This is a genomic window from Pseudomonas ogarae (assembly GCF_014268695.2).
Classification (GTDB): Bacteria; Pseudomonadota; Gammaproteobacteria; order Pseudomonadales; family Pseudomonadaceae; genus Aquipseudomonas; species Aquipseudomonas kilonensis.
On sequence record NZ_CP077086.1, the window covers coordinates 1,105,805 to 1,123,167 of the forward strand.

Genomic DNA, 17,363 nt, shown 5'->3' on the forward strand with positions numbered 1-17,363 from the left:
GTTTTTTAGAGCAATGGCTCTCCGAGCACACAGCTATAACGATGTCCATTGATGTCATGGATGGGGGGCGGCGTTTTCGCGCAGATGGGTTGTGCATACCGGCAGCGCGGGTGAAAAGCGCAGCCGGATGGAAGGTTCAGGGGGCTGGGTGGCTCGCCAGGCAGGGGGGCGCTCAGCAACGGTCGAGTCGGGTCAATGTGTGGAATGGATTGGATCAGCGCGACGGTATAAGGATGCCGCGGGCTGCTGAACACGGCCTCCGTGGGGCCTTGCTCGACGATCTCGCCGAGGTACATCACGGCGACCCGATCACAGAGCCGCCGAACGATCGCCAGGTCGTGGGCGATGAACAGAATCGCCAGGTTCATGCGCTGTCGCAGCTCCAGCAGCAGGTTGATGATCTGTCCCTGGATGGAAACGTCCAGCGCGGCCACGCATTCATCGGCGATGATCAACCGTGGCTCGATGGCCAGTGCCCGAGCGATCCCCACACGTTGGCATTGACCGCCACTCAACGAACCCGGTTTGCGGTGGGCCAGCTCCGGTCGCAGGCCGACCAGGTTCAGCAGTTCATCGACCCGCTGGCGAATCAGCGATGCAGGGATCGCACAGCGCACTCGCAGCACTTCAGCCAGGGTGTCGCCAATGCTCATTCGCGGATTGAGGGCGGTATAAGGATCCTGGAAAATCATCGCGGTTTCGTGGCGCAGTCGCTCGATGTCGATCCGCTTGCCCTGAGCCATATCCACGCCATCGAACAGGATTTGTCCGGCGCTGACCTCAGTGAGGCGCAAGATGGCCCGACCCAGGGTGCTCTTGCCGCTGCCCGACTCACCCACCAGCCCAAGCACCTCCCCGGTGGCCAGGCTCAGCGACACACCGTTGACGGCCTTCACCCATTGCCTGTTGATCCCGAACGGACCACTGCCAGGGGCGGCGAAGCGCACCTGCAGATCTTTCACGTGCAACAGGGTCATGACGAAACTCCCACAGGCAGCGGGTAATGGCAGGCCACGCGGTGTGCCTCTGTCGTGACTTGCATCTGTGGCAACAGCCGCGTGCACTGGCTGCCCTGCTGAAGGCAGCGTGGGTTGAAGCGGCAACCGGTGGGCAGCGCATCCAGCAGAGGAGGCTGGCCGGCGATGGTTTTGAGCATGGCATGGCCGGCGCTGGTAGCCGGTTGGCAATCGATCAGGGCCGCCGTATAGGGATGTCGTGGGTGAGTCAGCAGATCAAGCTTGTTGCCGTGCTCGCAGAGTCGACCGGCGTACATCACCGCGATGGAATCACAGGTCTGGGCGACGACCCCCAGGTCGTGGGTGATCATGATGATCGACAGCCCACGTTGATCGCGTAAATCCAGGAGCAGGCGCAGGATCTGTGCCTGTACGGTGACATCCAGGGCGGTGGTCGGCTCATCGGCGATCAGCACCTGGGGGTTGCAACCCAATGCCACGGCGATCATGGCGCGTTGGCGCATGCCACCGGAAAACTCATGGGGATAACTGTCGACCCGCGTTAGCGGATCGGGAATGCCCACCTGGCGTAACACATCAATGGCCTTCGCCCGTGCTTCACGTTTGGACGCCCCCTGATGCAGGCGTATGCCTTCGCCGATCTGTTCACCGATACGCATCAACGGGTCGAGATGACTGCCGGGATTCTGAAAAATCATCCCCAGCCGCCGACCCCGTATGCCCCGCATGTCGGCTTCATCCAGCGACAGCAGGTCCTCACCGGCAAGGCGCACGGCTTTGCCCTGGACCCGGAGGTTTGCAGAGGGTAGCAAGCGCATCAAGGCCCGGCAGGCCATCGTCTTGCCTGAGCCGCTTTCACCCACCAGACCGAGGATTTCGCCTTCGGCCAGGTCAAATGACACACGATCCACCAGCGTGACTTCGCCCTCACCGTGACCGGCGATCACGCTGAGGTCTTCGACGTGCAGCACCGGTGTGCTCATGGGCGTTCTCCCAGGTGCTCGGCGACACCGTCGGCCAGCAGGCTGAAGCCCATGGCCAGGGTGACGATCGCCAGTCCCGGGAAGGTGCAGATCCACCAGGCGTTGGTGATAAAACTCTGGCCCTCGGCGACCATCGTGCCCCACTCGGCGGTGGGTGGCTGAACCCCCAGGCCGAGGTAGCTGACCGCCGCCCCATTGAGCAGTACCAGCACCGCGTCGGACATGGAAAACACGATCGAACCGAACATGGCATTGGGCAACAGGTGCCGAAACAGAATGCGTCCATGGCCGAAGCCCAGGCTTTTCGCCGCCAAGGCGAAATCGCTTTGCTTGAGCACCAGGATCTGCGAACGGATCAGCCGTGCATAGGACACCCAACCCACCAAGGCCATCGCAATATAAAAGCTGCCCAGGCCGGGGCCGAGGATGGCCATGATTGCCAACATCAGCACCAGGAAGGGGAAGGCCAGAATAATATCGATCAGGCGCATGCAGATCGTGTCGAACCGGCCACCGATATAGCCGGCCAAGGCGCCGACGCAAGTGCCGATCAAGAACGGGAAAACCACCCCGATCACGGAAATCTGCAAGTCGATGCGCGCGCCCCAGATCACTCGGGAAAGAACGTCGCGGCCGAAATTGTCCGTGCCGAACGGATGGGCCAGGCTCGGCCCCAGCAGGCGGATATCGGTGTTCTGGGCAATCGGATCGAAGGGCGCGACCCAGGGGGCGAAGAGTGCGAGCAACAGCCAGCCAAACAGAATCGCCAGGCCCAGCACGGTGGCCAGGCGACCGTTGCGCAAGCCCAAACGCAGCGCAAGACGCCAGGTGGGACTGAGGGCCTGGCCGCTCATCGCATGTTCACCCGCGGATCAATCATCACGGTCAGCACATCGGCGAGGAAATTGACCGTGACGGTGGCGAGGGCCAGCACCATGGCCACGCCTTGGACCACCATGTAGTCGCGGGTAAAGATGCCGCGTACCAGCAATTGGCCGATGCCGGGAATGGCAAACAGACTTTCGATGACCACCGTGCCGCTGATCAACCAGCCGATGTTCACCGCCAGCAGGTTGACCGCCGGTACCAGGGAGTTGGGCAGCACATGCCGACGAAATATCGCCCGCTCGGACAAGCCCCGGGCCCGTGCGGCGGTGGCATGATCGGCTTGTAGCTCCATGAGCATGCTGGCGCGCAGATTGCGCACCAGCACGGCGCAGAGCGCCAAGGCAATGGTCAGGCACGGCAAAACCATGTGATGCAGTTTGTCCCACCCTGTACGGCCATAGCCTGAGACCGGGAATAGCCCCAACTGCACACTGAGCAGCAGGATCAACATGATGCCTAGCCAAAACGCCGGCATGCCAAGCCCTGCCGTGGTGAACAGACGAATCAGGTGATCCTGCCAGCCACCCTTGTTGCGCGCCGCCACCGTTGCCAGCGGCACGGCAATCAGCAGCGCCAGCAGTACGCTGCCGAGCACCAGGAACAAGGTTGGCTCAATGCGGGTACTGATCAGCTTCAAGGCGTCGACTTTGTAGAGCAGCGATTGGCCGAGATCGCCTTTGAGCAGGTTCTTGAGAAAGTAGAAGTACTGCATCCACAACGGCTGGTCGAGACCGTATTGGGCACGAATCCTGATCAGCGCCTCCGGCGTGCTGCGCGAGCCCAGCAGTGCCCGGGCGGGGTCCCCGGGGATTGAGCGCACGAGCACAAAGGTGATCATGCTGATGCCAAACAGCACCGGCAATAGCTGTAGCGGGCGCGACAGTATGAAACGGTAGCGCGCCAGGTTCATGGGCTAGTTCCGATGGCGTTGCAGAAAATCCAGCAGGACTGGGAAATAGGCGTGGGGCTCTTCGTAGAACGGCATGTGGCTGCTGTTGGGGAACACATTCAGTTGTACATCCTTGAGCGCCATTTTCATGCGCATTGCACAGGCTGGCGTCAGTTCATCATGTTGACCGGTGGTGATCAGCACAGGCATTTCGAAGCTGGCCATCTGCTCGATGCGATTCCAGTCCTTGAGATTGCCGGTATAGAGAAATTCGTTGGGGCCCTGCATGGTCATGTAAGGCCCCATGTTCCAGTCGCCCAGGGAACGTGTCACCGGCGCTGGCCACTCGTCCAGACGGCAGACATGGCGATAGTTGAGCAGGGTGATGGCCGCCTGGTATTGCGGATGATCCAGGGTGCCCAAGGCTTCATGGCGCTGCATCATCGCGACGGTCTCACTGCCCAGGGCAGCCCGCAGACGTTCGAGCTCCAGGGACAGGTGGGGGATATCGCCGGCGGTATTTTCCAGGATCAGGGTTTTCAGCGCTTGGGGATGATGAATGGCGTACTCGATCGCCAGCCAGCCACCCCAGGAGTGCCCCAGCAGGTGCACCTTGCCCAGGTCGAGGGCTTGGCGGACGGTCTCTACCTCCGCAACATAGCGGGTGATGTCCCACAGGGATTCGTCAGTAGGCCTGGCCGAGGCGCCGGTCCCCAACTGATCGAAAGCGATGACCCGCAAGCCCTTTTCCTTGAGCCAGCCATGGCTGTCACGCAGATAATCGCAAGGCAATCCCGGGCCGCCATTGAGGCACAACAGCACTTCGTCGCCGTCGCCAAAGCCATAGGCCACCAGGTGATGACCATCGACTTCCACGTCGTACCGCTGGTCTGGCTCGATCTCACGCCACATCATTGCTCTCCTGCTCAGGTACCGCCCGTTGGCTAAACCTTACCGAGGAAGCTACGCGCCCATAAGCTAGCAATTCTTATAGGTTTGATCTGGCATTCCCTCGCTCAGGCGTGGCATTCTACTTGCACGATTTCAGGATTGAAATTAATAAGGGAGCCGAATGGATGCAGGCCAAGCTGTCTGACTTCAATACCCGTCTTTTGTCTGGCAGGAGCCTGGACGAACAGATGGACAACACCCTGGGGATGGTCCAGGCGCTAGGCTTTGAAGCCTTGGTGTACGACTACAGTCCGGTGCCGCTGGATCATGATGGGGCACTGATCACCCCGACTGTGCTGAAGTTGCGCAATACCCCCCGTGATTGGCACTCGCTCTGGTGTGAAGAAGGTTATTACCAGATCGACCCTGTCCAGCATCTGGCAATCAATGCCATTTCTCCTTTTGTCTGGTCCTATCGACCGGAGGCCGACACAGTGCTGCAGCCGTTCATCGGCCAGAGTCATGCACCAGTCGTGAGTTACCTGCAGGATTCGCGCATGACCTGTGGCGTGACGGTGCCGATGCATTTGCCCAAAGGTGGCTTTGCGACATTGACCGGGCTACGCGCCGATACGAAGGGGAGCACCCTGCAGGATGTCCGGCAAACCCTGGGCGACTTCAGCCTGATTTCCCATGCCCTGCAAGAGGCGGCTTTTCCGCTGCTCGGCAAGGAAGCCCGCGCATGCCCGGTTCGCCTGACCAAACGCGAGCGTGAGTGCTTGAGATTGGCCGCTGAAGGGTTGACGGCGGCGGACATCGCCAGGCAACTGAATCGTTCCTTGGCCACCATCACCCTCCACCTGACGTCTGCAATGCACAAGCTCGGCGCCAGGAATCGGGTCCAGGCCGTGGTCAGGGCGGTGCATTATCGGTTGCTCGATAGCTGAAATCGGGCAAAAACCTATCTGTTTCTCTAGTTATTCCGCCGGCCAGTCCCCGGTATCGTGTGCCGCAGGATTCCTAGGGAGCGGCACGAAATGGATCTTCCCGTAACGCACGAAGGCTTTGCGCCTTTTGGTCCGTATCAAACCTGGTATCGCATCACTGGCGATTTCAGCAGTGGCCGTACGCCGCTGCTGATCCTCCATGGCGGCCCGGGCTGTACACACGATTATGTCGATGCCTTCAAGGATATTGCCAACAGTGGCTATCCGGTGATTCATTACGACCAACTGGGCAATGGGCGTTCCACCCATCTTCCGGAAAAAGACCCCTCGTTCTGGAACGTGGCGCTCTTTCTCGATGAGTTGGCGAACCTGCTGGATCATCTGGGCATTGGCGACAACTATGCACTGTTGGGGCAATCCTGGGGCGGCATGTTGGCCAGCGAACATGCGGTGCTCCAACCGGCGGGCTTGCGCGCGTTGATTATCGCCAACTCCCCGGCGGACATGTCCACCTGGCTCCTTGAAGTCAATCGCTTGCGCCAGCTTCTACCCATTGAGGTGCAGCAAACACTGCTCAAGCACGAGCGGGCTGGAACCTTGACGTCTACCGAGTATTTGGAGGCCGCTCGGGTTTTCTACGACCGTCATGTCTGCCGTGTCACGCCCTGGCCCGATGACGTCGCCCGTACCTTTGCCCAGATCGATGCCGATCCCACTGTTTATCACGCCATGAATGGCCCCACCGAATTCCATGTGATCGGCAGCATGAAGGACTGGTCCATCACCGATCGCTTGTCTCGGATCAAGGTGCCGACCCTGTTGATTTCAGGCCGATACGATGAAGCGACGCCGTTGGTGGTCAAACCCTATGTGGATCATGTTCCCGACATTCGCTGGGCGTTGTTCGAACACTCCAGCCATATGCCCCATGTTGAGGAGCGGATGGCTTGCATGGGAACGGTGGTGAGTTTCCTGGATGAGTGTTTGTAGGCGTCTGCGCAATCCGAGCAGTCGTGTTGTGTTGTGTTTTTCGACGCGTCCTGTGAGACGCGTCTCTTTTTTGAGTGGAAAATTCCCGCTCTCTTGAACCGAAAGCGATATGCAGGGTCTGGTGTGTGCGCATTGCTGTGCATGCCTGCTGTCATTTCTGTATCGAGGGATCGAACATGTCCGTATTCGCCTTAGGGACGAGGCTAGTCGTCGCGTCGCTGTGTTTTCTGGCGATGAACATTGCCGTCGCCGCGCCAACCCCCGGTGACACGGACCTGATCCGTGAACGCCAGGACCGTCTGCTCCAAGAGCAGCGCCGACGCCTTGAAGAACTCAAGGACCTGCCTGGCAAGGAGGCGAAGCCGGCCCAACCCACGGCACCTGTCGATACCCGTTGTTTCCCGATCAAGACCATCGAGCTCAAGGGCGCCGACGCCCTCTCCGAAAGCGAGCGCCAGCGCCTGCTCAAGCCCTTCCTCAACCAATGCCTGGGCGTGCCGCAGCTTAACCAGTTGCTCAAGGTCATCACCGATTACTACTTGGAAAAGGGCCTGGTCACCAGTCGCGCCTACTTGCCGCAACAGGACCTGTCCAGCGGTCACCTGCAAGTGCTGGTCGTCGAGGGCCGCCTGGAAGGCCTGAAAGGTGCCGAGAACAGTAAGCTGTCGGAGCGCGAGTTGGCGATGGCGTTTCCCGGCCAAACCGGCGCACTGCTCAACCTGCGTGAGATCGAGCAGATGGTCGATCAACTGAACCGTTTGCCGTCCAACAGTGCTCGAATGGAACTGACGCCGGGACAGAACATCGGCGGCAGTGAAGTGTTGGTCAATAACACCCCGCAAAAACCTTGGCGCGCCGGCCTGTCACGGCATAACGATGGGCAGAAAAGCACCGGCGAGCAGCAATGGGGCGCCTCCCTGGACTGGGACAGTCCCCTGGGCCTGGCTGACCAATTGGCCTTGCGCGGCGGCCACGATGCCGTCAGTGATCACCAGAAAACCTCGCGCAACGCCATGCTCTATTACAACCTGCCATTTGGCTGGTGGAACCTGAGCTACACCTACAGCGAAAGTGAGTACCGCGCTGTGGGCCAGGCCAACGGCTTCAATTTCAAGCAGAGTGGCGACAGCCAGAACCACCAACTGAGCCTGGAGCGGGTGGTCCATCGCGACGCGGTGAGCAAGACCTCACTCAACACCGGCCTGGCCTATCTGCGTACCAACAACTTCGTCTCAGACAGCAAGATCGCCGGGAGTAGCAATCGCATCAGCGAGGCGCAGTTCGGCATCAACCATGGACGGCGGGTTGGCAATGCCTTCGTCAACCTCGACCTGGGCATGCAAGAGGGCATCGGCGCCCTCGATGCCCAGGGCGATGACGACCCTGGCCCCGGGCTGCCGGATGCGCGCTATCGCAAATACACCGCCACCCTCAGCTACCTGCAACCCTTTGAACTGGGCGGCGAGTCCTTCAGCTTCAGCAGCCTGATGACCGGCCAGCGCAGCGAGGATGCGTTGTTCAGCTCGCAGCGCATGAGCCTGGGCGGCCTGTCGTCGATTCGCGGCTACAAGGACCAGACATTGTCCGGCGACAGCGGCGGCTACTGGCGCAACGACTTGCGTTGGAGTCGTCCGGTGACACTGGAGTGGATGCGCCCGGTGTTCGCTGAATACGGCACCAGCCTCGGTTATGACCAGGGCGTGATTCGCGGCAATCGCTACAACGGCGACCAGCACGGGCGTATGTCGAGCAACTCGCTGGAGTTGTTCGCCCGCGGTGAGCACCTGAGCGCCAGCGTCACCTTCGCCCACTCCCTGGAACGTCCGGATGCCCTGACCGAGCGCGAAGCGCCGATCTACTTCCGCGTGGATGTATCTATCTAATTTCTGCTGCAACGAGACCTGATCATGGACGACCGCCAATACGCCTTCCTGGCCCGCCAGCCTTCCACTGCCCTGCAAACCCGCGACACCTTCTGGGGCATGCCCAAGCGTGGCCTGGCGTTCCTATTGGCAAACGTCATGTTCTGGCAGCCGATGTGGGCCCAGGCGGACGGCATCGTGGTCAGCGCGCCAGGCACCAGCCTCGGCAAGGCCGGCAACGGCGTGCCGGTGGTCAACATCGCCAAGCCCAACGGCAGCGGCCTGTCCCACAACCGGTTCAAGGACTACAACGTCGGCAGTAACGGCGTGATCCTCAACAACGCCACCAAACCCGCCCAGTCCACGCAACTGGGCGGGATCATCCTTGGCAACCCGAACCTCAAGGGCACCGCCGCGAAGGTCATCCTCAACGAAGTCAACGGCGGCAACCCCAGCCAATTGCGCGGCTACACCGAAGTGGCGGGGCAGTCGGCCCATGTCATCGTCGCCAACCCCTATGGCATCACCTGCAATGGCTGCGGGTTTATCAACACCCCGAAGGCGACCCTGACCACGGGCAAGCCGATCATCGAAAACGGCCAGGTGGGTCGCTATCAGGTGGACCAGGGCAGCGTCGCCATTGAAGGCGCGGGCCTGAACGCGAACAACGTCGACCGCTTCGAAATCATCACCCGCAGCGCCAAGATCAACGCCGAGATCCAAGCGAAGAACCTGACCATCGTGGCTGGGCGCAATGACGTCAATGCCAATACCCTGAACGCCACTGCCCGGGCCGATGATGGCAGTGCGAAACCGGAGCTGGCCATCGACTCGTCGGCGTTGGGTGGTATGTACGCCGGCGCGATCAAACTGGTGGGCACCGAGGCCGGGGTTGGCGTGAAGCTGGACGGCAAGATGGTTGCCAGTGGGGGGGATATTCAGCTGGATGCCAATGGTCATTTGAGCATGGCGCAGACGGCTGCTGCCGGCGCCATCGTCATCGACGCCAAAAGCCTGGAAACCCGTGGCCAGGTTTACGCCGGTAGCCGCCTGGACGTGAAGACCCAGGGCGACCTGACCAGCCAGAACAACCTGGTAGCCCGCGACAACGTTCATCTGGACAGCGGTGGCACACTGAGCAACAACGGCATTATCGAAGCCGGGGTCAACGCCGATAACAGCCGCAATACCACGGGTGATGTCACCCTCACCGCCAAGCAGTTGAACAACGCCGGCAAAACCGTCATCGCCAGCCGCGACCTGAATGTCACGACCACCGCTGTGCTGAATAACCAGGGCGGCACGCTCAGTGGGCAGGGCAAGACCACCGTCACCGGCAACGTTGTGGATAACCGCAATAAAGGCCGGATCCTGGGTAACACCGAACTGCACCTGAGCGCCGATCAAGTCCTCAACAGCCAGGGCGGCCTGATCAATAGCCAGGGCCTGCTGACGGCCAACCTGGGCCATCTGGAAAACAACGCAGGTGAGCTGTCGAGCCTGAACAGCGCGACCCTGGTCCTCGGCAGCCTGGACAACCTGACCGGCCTGGTCATGGCCGGCAAGAACCTCGACATCACTAACACCGGCGCGATCAATAACCGGGGCGGCGAGCTATCCAGCCAAGGCGTCATGACCGTGCGCACCGCCAGCCTGGACAACAGCAACAAAGGCACCGTCGCCGCCAATGGCAAGTTGCTGGTCAGCGCCACCGGCGCGGTCAACAACGCCGAAAAAGGCCTGCTCGCCAGCCGTACTGCCGAGGTCGAGCTCGATGCTGCCAGTCTGAATAACGCCAAGGGCACGCTGCAAGGCGAGGGCCTGGTCACCGTGGATGTATCCGGCGACATCGATAACCAGGGCGGCAGCATCATCGCCAAGGACGCCAAGCTGAGTGTCTTCGCCACCAACCTGGACAACCGTGGCGGCGTGCTGTCCAGCGTCAAGGCGGCGCTGGAGGCGCGGGCCACCGGTGTGCTGAAAAACGGCTATGACGTGAACCGCCAGGGCGGCACGATCCAGGCTCAAGGACTCAACATCCGAGCCTTGGCTGGGCTGTTCAACGACGGCGGACGCATCGCTGCGCAAGCCGGCGATGTCGTGGTCACCAACGCGACGGCGGATATCAACAATCGCAACGGCGGGATATACGCCACGGGAAAGGTCTGGATCTCTGGCCGGGACATGGACAACAGCGGCGGCGGGCAGGTCAGCGCCAGTGGTATCGACTTTGACCTTTCGGGTGCGCTGAACAACAACGCCGGCATTATTGAAAGCCAGGACAGCTTGGATATTCTGGCTGCCAGTTTGAGCAACCAGAAAGGCCAACTGCGCACCCTGGGCCAGAACAGCACCACGGTGTTCAAGATCGATGGCCTGTTCGATAACAACGACGGCACCCTGGAAACCGCCAGTAATGATGTGGGCTTCAACACCGGCAGCGTCCAGAACGTGGGTGGCAAGCTGCTGCACACCGGCCTGGGACTGTTTGGTATCAGCCAGGCCAACCTGGGGCAGGCCGGCGGTCAGCTGGTGACCTACGGCAACCTGACGGTGACGGCTGATCGCTGGACCAACAACACGGCGATCCAGGCCGGGCACCTGGTCGTGAATGTCGACCAGTTGACCCAGACCGCCACCGGCCAACTGCTCAGTACCGACAGCATGTTGGGCCGCGGCAGCAACTGGCGCGTCGACGGCCTGATCGGCAGCGATGGGGCGACCGACCTGCAACTGACCGGCGCCTATACAGGCAACGGTCGCTTGAGCAGTCTCGGGACCTTGGGCCTGAAGGCCGCGCTGATCAATCTGGAGCAAAACGGCAGTATCGCTGGCGGTGGCAACACAACCGTCGTGGTCGATGGTGTCCTCAACAGCTACGGTCGGCTGACCTCGGCGGCGGACCTGAGCGTCACGGCCGCCACGATCAACAACTACGGCACGTTGGGCAGTGCCGGCGCGCTCGGCGTATCGACCGGCGACCTGCTCAACGAGCACGGATTGATCTTCAGCGGCGGCAATACCAGCCTGCGCATCAACAGCCTGACCAACCGCTATGCCGATATCTACAGCCTGGGTGATCTGAGCATCGATCGCGACGGCCTCGGCACCCGTGCCAGCCGCATCCTCAACAGCTCTGGCACGCTGCAAAGCGACGGCAACATGCGCCTGGCGGCCAGCACCATCGACAACGTCCGCGAGGTCTTGGCCACCCACGATGCTGGCATCTACACCGCCTCGATCAGGGAAGTGGCCTGCATCGAAGGGGTCAACGCCGGTGATTGCAGCGGTGGCAAGGAAAACCACGTCTGGCAGATTGTCCAGCGCGACAAGTTCGAAGTCACCGCGGCCAGCGCTGCCTCCAGCATCACCACCGGCGGCAACCTGAATATCCAGGGCGACACCCTGACCAACCGGAGCAGCAGCATCGGCGTCGGCGGTGCATTGACCGCCAACCTCGTCAGCCTGAACAACATCGGCATCGAGACCGGCGAGATTGAAACCTCGCGCACCTTCAGGTCCCAACGCACGCGCCGCCCGGGTAGCTGGCGCGCAGACGCCAATGACTTCACCAACAAATACTGGTTGCAGAGCCCAGGCTACAACGCCAATGACCTGAGCGGTCTTGAAGCGGCGATGAGCCATTTTATCGGCAGAACCGAACGTGAGCTGACGCAGTTCCGTACTCAGACAGCCACCACCGACAGCCAAACCTATGCTGCGATTATCCAGGCCGGTGGTGCCGTCGACATTCCTACCCAGGGCGACCTCAACAGCGGCGTCGTGCGTGGCGGCTACAACTACGTTGGCGCCGGCCCGCGTACCGACACCCAGGCCGACAACGCCTTCTCGACCCGCATCAGCGTCAATCGGCAGCTACCCCCGAGCCTGACCCAGCAACAAGTCGATCCGCTGGCCTTGCCGGGTTTTGACTTGCCCACCGGGCAAAACGGCCTGTTCCGCATGAGCGGCGACGGCTCCACCACGCCGACCCAAAGCACGGGCCTGACGCAAGTGCGAGGCCTGCCGGACCGTTCGTTCCAGGCCAACCCGCAAAAGTACCTGATCGAGACCAACCCGGCGCTGACCGACATGCGCCGGTTCATGAGCTCCGATTACCTGCTGACAAACCTGGGCTACGACCCCGACGTCGCCGCCAAGCGCTTGGGCGACGGCTTCTACGAACAACGCCTGATCCAACAGGCGGTGATCGCCCGCACCGGCCAACGCTTCCTCGACGGCCAGAACTCCGACGACGGCATGTTCAAGTACCTGATGAACAATGCCATCGCCAGCAAGGACAGTCTCAACCTGTCCCTGGGCGTCAGCCTGACCTCCGAACAGGTTGCGGCCCTGACCCATGACATCGTCTGGATGGAAAACCGGACGGTGAATAATCAACAAGTGTTGGTGCCGGTGCTTTATCTGGCCCAGGCCAATAATCGTCTGGCGCCGAATGGTGCGCTGATTCAGGGCTCAGACGTCAGCCTGATTGCGGGTAAGAACCTGAACAATGCGGGCACCTTGCGTGCGTCCAGCAACCTGAGGGCGACGGCGGGCGACAGCTTGGTCAACAGTGGGTTGATGGAAGCGGGTGGTCGGCTGGATGCGTTGGCGAGTAAGGATCTTACTAACCGGGCTGGCGGGGTTATTGCTGGGCGGGATGTCAGTGTTGTTGCTCTGACTGGCGACGTGACTAACGAGCGTACCGTTACCACCCACGAAAGCGACAGCGGCTACCGCAGCGAACGCACCGACTTCATCGACAGCGCCGCACGTATCGAAGCCGGCAACAACCTGATCATCAGTGCAGGGCGTGACATCAACAGCGTCGGCGGCGTGCTGAAAAGTGGCGCCGACACCACCCTAAACGCCACGCGCGATGTCAATCTCATCGCCGCCGAACGCATCACCAGCGGCACTCGCGGCAGGCATCGCGACCAAGACATCAAGCAATACGGCTCCAGCCTCGACAGCGGCCGCGACCTGACCGTCAACGCTGGTCGCAACCTCACCGTTGTCGGCACTCAGATCGATGCCAAGCGCGACGTTGCCATGGCCGCCCAAGGAAACTTGACCTTCGCCTCGGCGGCGGATGAGCAGCATTCCTACGGCAAGAGCAAGAAGGTCACCCGCCAAGAGGACCACGTCAGTCAGGTGGCCTCGACGGTTAATGCGGGGCGCAACGTTGTAATGAGCGCCGGGCAGGATTTGGCGATGATCGCCAGCAAGGTCAACGCTGCAAACCAGGCCTACTTCGTGGCGGGTGGCAAGCTTGAGCTGCTGGCTGCGCAGAACCGCGACTATTCGCTGTATGACATGAAGAAGAAAGGTGGTTGGGGGAGTAAGAAGACTCAGCGGGATGAAGTGACCGATGTGAAAAACATCGGCAGTGAAATCACTACCGGGGGCGACCTGCGATTGGTCAGCGGCGGCGACCAGCTGTATCAGGTGACGAAACTGCAGAGCGGCAAGGACATCACGCTGGACAGTAGCGGTTCCATTACCTTCGAAGGCGTGAAGGATCTACATCAGGAGAGCCACGAGAAGACTGACAACAACGCGTTCTGGGTCTCGTCCAAGGGTAAGGGCAAGACCGACGAAACCTTGCGTCAAAGCCAGTTTATTGCTGAGGGCAGTGTTGCGATCAAAGCCGTCAACGGTTTGAAGATCGATATCAACCAGGTCAATCAGCAAACCGTCAGCCAATCCATCGATGCGATGGTCAAGGCTGATCCGCAATTGGCATGGCTCAAGGACGCGGAAAAACGCGGTGATGTGGACTGGCGTCAAGTCAAAGAGATCCACGACAGCTTCAAGTACAGCAACTCCGGCTTGGGGCCGGCTTCGCAGATCATCATTGCGATTGTGATGGCAGCGGTCGTTGGACCGTTAGCGGCAGGCGCAATGGGAACCGCGACTGGAGGGATGGTTGCCGCCGGGACAATTACGGCGGAGACGGCTGCTGGTATTTCAGCCGCGGCAGGCGCCGTTGCAGCGGGAGCTGCAACTAACGCGACCGTCAGCGTTGTCAATAATCGCGGCAATCTTGGCGCCGTGTTCAAGGACGTGACTTCTTCAGATGCCATGAAGGGGTATGCCATCGCTGGCGTTACAGCAGGGCTGACGGCTGCATATTTTGATGGGTGGACTGGCACTGAAACGAATACGGCAATCGACAACGTAAGCACGACGAGCTCACTGAGCACTTGGAGCGGCGTCGGTCAATTTGCCGCCAATCAAGCGTTGCAGAACGGAACCTCCATGTTGCTGAGCAAGGCGCTCGGGCAGGGTGGCAGTGCCAGCGATGCGTTGAAAAGCGCGCTGTTCAACACCTTGGCGGCAGCAAGCTTCAACGCGGTGGGCGATTACACGAAGGGTGTGTTCGCCACCGGTACGCCACAGAAAATTGTGATTCAAGCAATGGTGGGCGGGCTTCTCGCTGAAGCTACTGGCAGTGATTTCAAAATCGGAGCCTTGGCAGCGGGGGCTAACGAGGCGCTAGTTGGGCATCTCTACGATCTGGTTAAAGGTGATCAAAACCTGCTGAGCATGAGCTCCCAGATGGTTGGGTTGCTTGCGGCAGCTTCGCAGGCGGATGGAGATGCCAGCAAGCTAGAGAAAGGTGCCTGGGTGGCGAGGAACGCTACGCAGTACAACCATTCGTTGCATGAAATGCAAACCGTTGCATTGGATGAGCAACGTCGACGCAACCCCGATAACAAGGCCCGCCTCGATGCAGCTGCATGTGCATTGACCCACTGCAGTAAGTCCGTTCCGTCGAGTGATAAACACTACGATGACCTCGTGAAACTGGAAACGCTAGGGCAAGGGTTTACTGAGGAACTCGCGTTACTTAAAAGCACAGGACAGTTTGATTATGGCGTTGGAGATAGGATAGACGACACCCTCAGTGCTCATGATGAGTTAATTAACGACCTAGGGTGGACGGGGAGTGCGGCCGTGGAGGCAGGAGCGGGCGCGCTCTCATATATTGGTATGGTCGGCTCCGCCCCTGCCTGCGTAAGCGTTGTAGGTTGCGCGGCACCATTCGCCTTGGGATCGGTGGGAACTCTCGCGTTTGCAAGCGCAGCTGAATCTTTCGACCAGACCAACGCTCCTTATATCTCAGCAGAGGGTGAGCGAGTTCTCGCTTCATTTGATCCAGCTCAGTATCCCGGAGAAGCGAGCCCGACCGGGGATCTCGGCTATAAGGCTGCTCAGTCGCTGGCAGAACTGCTAGCCGCGCACGTTGGGGGTAAGGCACTATCCGGAGAACTCTCCTCTGCTTTGAAAGGTGGCGCTACTCCTAATCTGGGTGGTACAGCAGATGAGCTTCTAAGCGGTGCAAAAGCTACTGAGCCCTTGAAAGCGTTGCCGGCACCCCGGCAAATTGAGGCGTCGTGGGGCTCTAACACCTATAAGCAAGGCGGGCTGATGACGGGTATGGCAAATAACACCTATAAGCCCGGCGGACTGATGACAGGCATTGAGCATGTCTTCTATCGCCATGGCCCTGACTCTGGGTTCTCCAATACAAGTAAATTTGCTGCTGGGACATCTGTAAAAGATGTTTCGAGCTATGTTGATCGCGCTTTGCAATATGGGAAGGTAACTCCCAATGGTCCGGGTGGGTATGTGGTTGAGTACAACGTTGGAAAGACTATTGGTGTGGATGTTTCTGGAAAGCCAACCAGTGTTCTTAAGGTAAATATTAGGGATGGAATCATAAATACGGCATTCCCCAAATGAGATTGTGCTATGAGTAATGATTTGCTTAGCGCCTTTTTGGAGCAGGAGTTTAATGATTCTGTTCGAGAGGTGCTTGAGGCCGCAGTGAAGGACTCTTTAAGGCCAGGGGCGCAGGTCGCCATAAGAAGTTTTGAATTCAACTGTTTTGATGTTGTGTTGGACTTTGAGTGTGGCACGGTTACTTTAGGGGATGTCTTGTCTTCAGACGCGGATAGTGAGCAGAAAATGTCGCTGCTGTTTTTCCTGAGGGCATGCGGTTTGAACTAATGGTACAAAAGGCACAGGCGATTGGGCAAAGTTGAGTGGCCAACTCGCTGAAAAAAAGGGGACGAAAAAAAGGGGGCGGATTTATTTAAGGCGCGGAGAGCGATGCCCATGCTTTAGTGTTAAATAAATCTGTCCCCTTTTTCGCGGTGGTACCAGTGGCGGCTTCAAGATTGGTGTTGGCGGTAGCAATGGCATTGCCAGCGGCGACAGCGAACAGCAAACCTCGACCGTCACATCCCTTGATGCGGGGCGAGACGTCAATCTGCGTGCAAGCAATGACCTGAACCTGATAGGTACTCAGGTCAAGGCTCAGCGTGACATCGACCTGCGCGCTGCAAACAACCTGAACATCCGTGCCGCTCAGAACGACAGCGCCAGAGAGACTGAAAAGGGGACAGATTTATTTTGTGAGGCGCAGAGGGTCAGGCTCATTGCTTTTCTTGGTTTATAAATAGATCTGTCCCCTTTCCTTCTTTTGCACACGCATGCCTAGGAATATGGTCCAGGCTTTGGCTCCAATGGGAAAGAGACGAGGATCAATAGTGGTTAGTCTTCCAGAGTTGAATGAATTGCTTGTTGCTCACAACTGCTTGCATGCAATTAGTATTCAGTTGGATGTTGACGGGATAGCTTATGATTTATCTCTATCGATTTCGGCCTCTGAAAAGGTAGGGGCTGATGTCGTGAATATCAGATTCATTGATGTTTGCCAATTTACGTCCCGTGATTTTGGCGGCGGATTAACTCAGCTGATGCACATGAACGTTAATAAGCTGGATTCTGGCTTTGATAGAATGCGTTATCAGTTGAGTGATCTTGAGGATAAAAAGTTGTCGTTTTACTTCTCGTCATTCTCGCTTGATTAGCTGGTGCAAAAGCAACTGGAGCTGTTCTTGATGACGCGGTCAAGGCATTGC

The 17,363-nt window shown here is 59.3% G+C and carries 11 protein-coding genes and 1 pseudogene; 7 read left to right on the plus strand and 5 right to left on the minus strand.

Annotated features, from left to right (window positions below):
• Positions 1 to 5 precede the first annotated feature (5 nt).
• The 5 genes from HU749_RS04670 to HU749_RS04690 are packed head-to-tail and all read right to left on the minus strand — an operon-like array spanning position 6 to position 4,649.
• Positions 6 to 977, minus strand: coding sequence for an ABC transporter ATP-binding protein (locus HU749_RS04670; RefSeq protein ID WP_079302010.1), 972 nt, complete (start codon positions 975 to 977; stop codon positions 6 to 8).
• Entirely contained in the window at positions 974 to 1,960 is a 987-nt protein-coding gene (locus HU749_RS04675) for an ABC transporter ATP-binding protein (RefSeq protein ID WP_186650479.1), read from the minus strand. Before HU749_RS04675 ends, HU749_RS04670 begins: the two co-directional genes overlap by 4 nt.
• Positions 1,957 to 2,814, minus strand: coding sequence for an ABC transporter permease (locus HU749_RS04680; protein ID WP_095962091.1), 858 nt, complete (start codon positions 2,812 to 2,814; stop codon positions 1,957 to 1,959). Before HU749_RS04680 ends, HU749_RS04675 begins: the two co-directional genes overlap by 4 nt.
• Complete coding sequence (locus tag HU749_RS04685; protein WP_079302013.1) at positions 2,811 to 3,758, minus strand: ABC transporter permease; 948 nt, start codon at positions 3,756 to 3,758, stop codon at positions 2,811 to 2,813. Before HU749_RS04685 ends, HU749_RS04680 begins: the two co-directional genes overlap by 4 nt.
• A 3-nt stretch (positions 3,759 to 3,761) precedes the next feature.
• Positions 3,762 to 4,649: a proline iminopeptidase-family hydrolase gene (locus tag HU749_RS04690; protein ID WP_079302014.1), complete on the minus strand. Its 888-nt coding sequence runs from the start codon at positions 4,647 to 4,649 to the stop codon at positions 3,762 to 3,764.
• A 164-nt stretch (positions 4,650 to 4,813) separates the two neighbouring features.
• Between HU749_RS04690 and HU749_RS04695 the strand changes: the two genes are divergently transcribed.
• The 7 genes and pseudogenes from HU749_RS04695 (at position 4,814) to HU749_RS04725 (ending at position 17,312) form a co-directional block, all read left to right on the plus strand.
• On the plus strand, positions 4,814 to 5,575 hold the full coding sequence (locus HU749_RS04695; RefSeq protein ID WP_003197595.1) for a LuxR family transcriptional regulator: 762 nt from the start codon (positions 4,814 to 4,816) through the stop codon (positions 5,573 to 5,575).
• Positions 5,576 to 5,665: 90 nt separating this feature from the next.
• On the plus strand, positions 5,666 to 6,565 hold the full coding sequence (locus HU749_RS04700) for a proline iminopeptidase-family hydrolase (RefSeq protein ID WP_095962088.1): 900 nt from the start codon (positions 5,666 to 5,668) through the stop codon (positions 6,563 to 6,565).
• 176 nt (positions 6,566 to 6,741) lie between these two features.
• A complete protein-coding gene (locus HU749_RS04705; RefSeq protein WP_186650481.1) occupies positions 6,742 to 8,448 on the plus strand; it encodes a ShlB/FhaC/HecB family hemolysin secretion/activation protein in 1,707 nt (568 codons plus the stop codon).
• Positions 8,449 to 8,472: 24 nt separating this feature from the next.
• A complete protein-coding gene (locus tag HU749_RS04710; protein WP_225919126.1) occupies positions 8,473 to 16,179 on the plus strand; it encodes a two-partner secretion domain-containing protein in 7,707 nt (2,568 codons plus the stop codon).
• A 9-nt stretch (positions 16,180 to 16,188) separates the two neighbouring features.
• Entirely contained in the window at positions 16,189 to 16,446 is a 258-nt protein-coding gene (locus HU749_RS04715) for a hypothetical protein (protein WP_186650484.1), read from the plus strand.
• 145 nt (positions 16,447 to 16,591) lie between these two features.
• Positions 16,592 to 16,843: pseudogene (locus tag HU749_RS29445) on the plus strand (hemagglutinin repeat-containing protein); the annotation flags it as partial.
• Positions 16,844 to 16,988: 145 nt separating this feature from the next.
• Positions 16,989 to 17,312 (plus strand): hypothetical protein, encoded by a 324-nt coding sequence (locus HU749_RS04725; RefSeq protein ID WP_225919127.1) that lies wholly within the window; start codon positions 16,989 to 16,991, stop codon positions 17,310 to 17,312.
• The last annotated feature ends 51 nt before the right edge of the window (positions 17,313 to 17,363 follow it).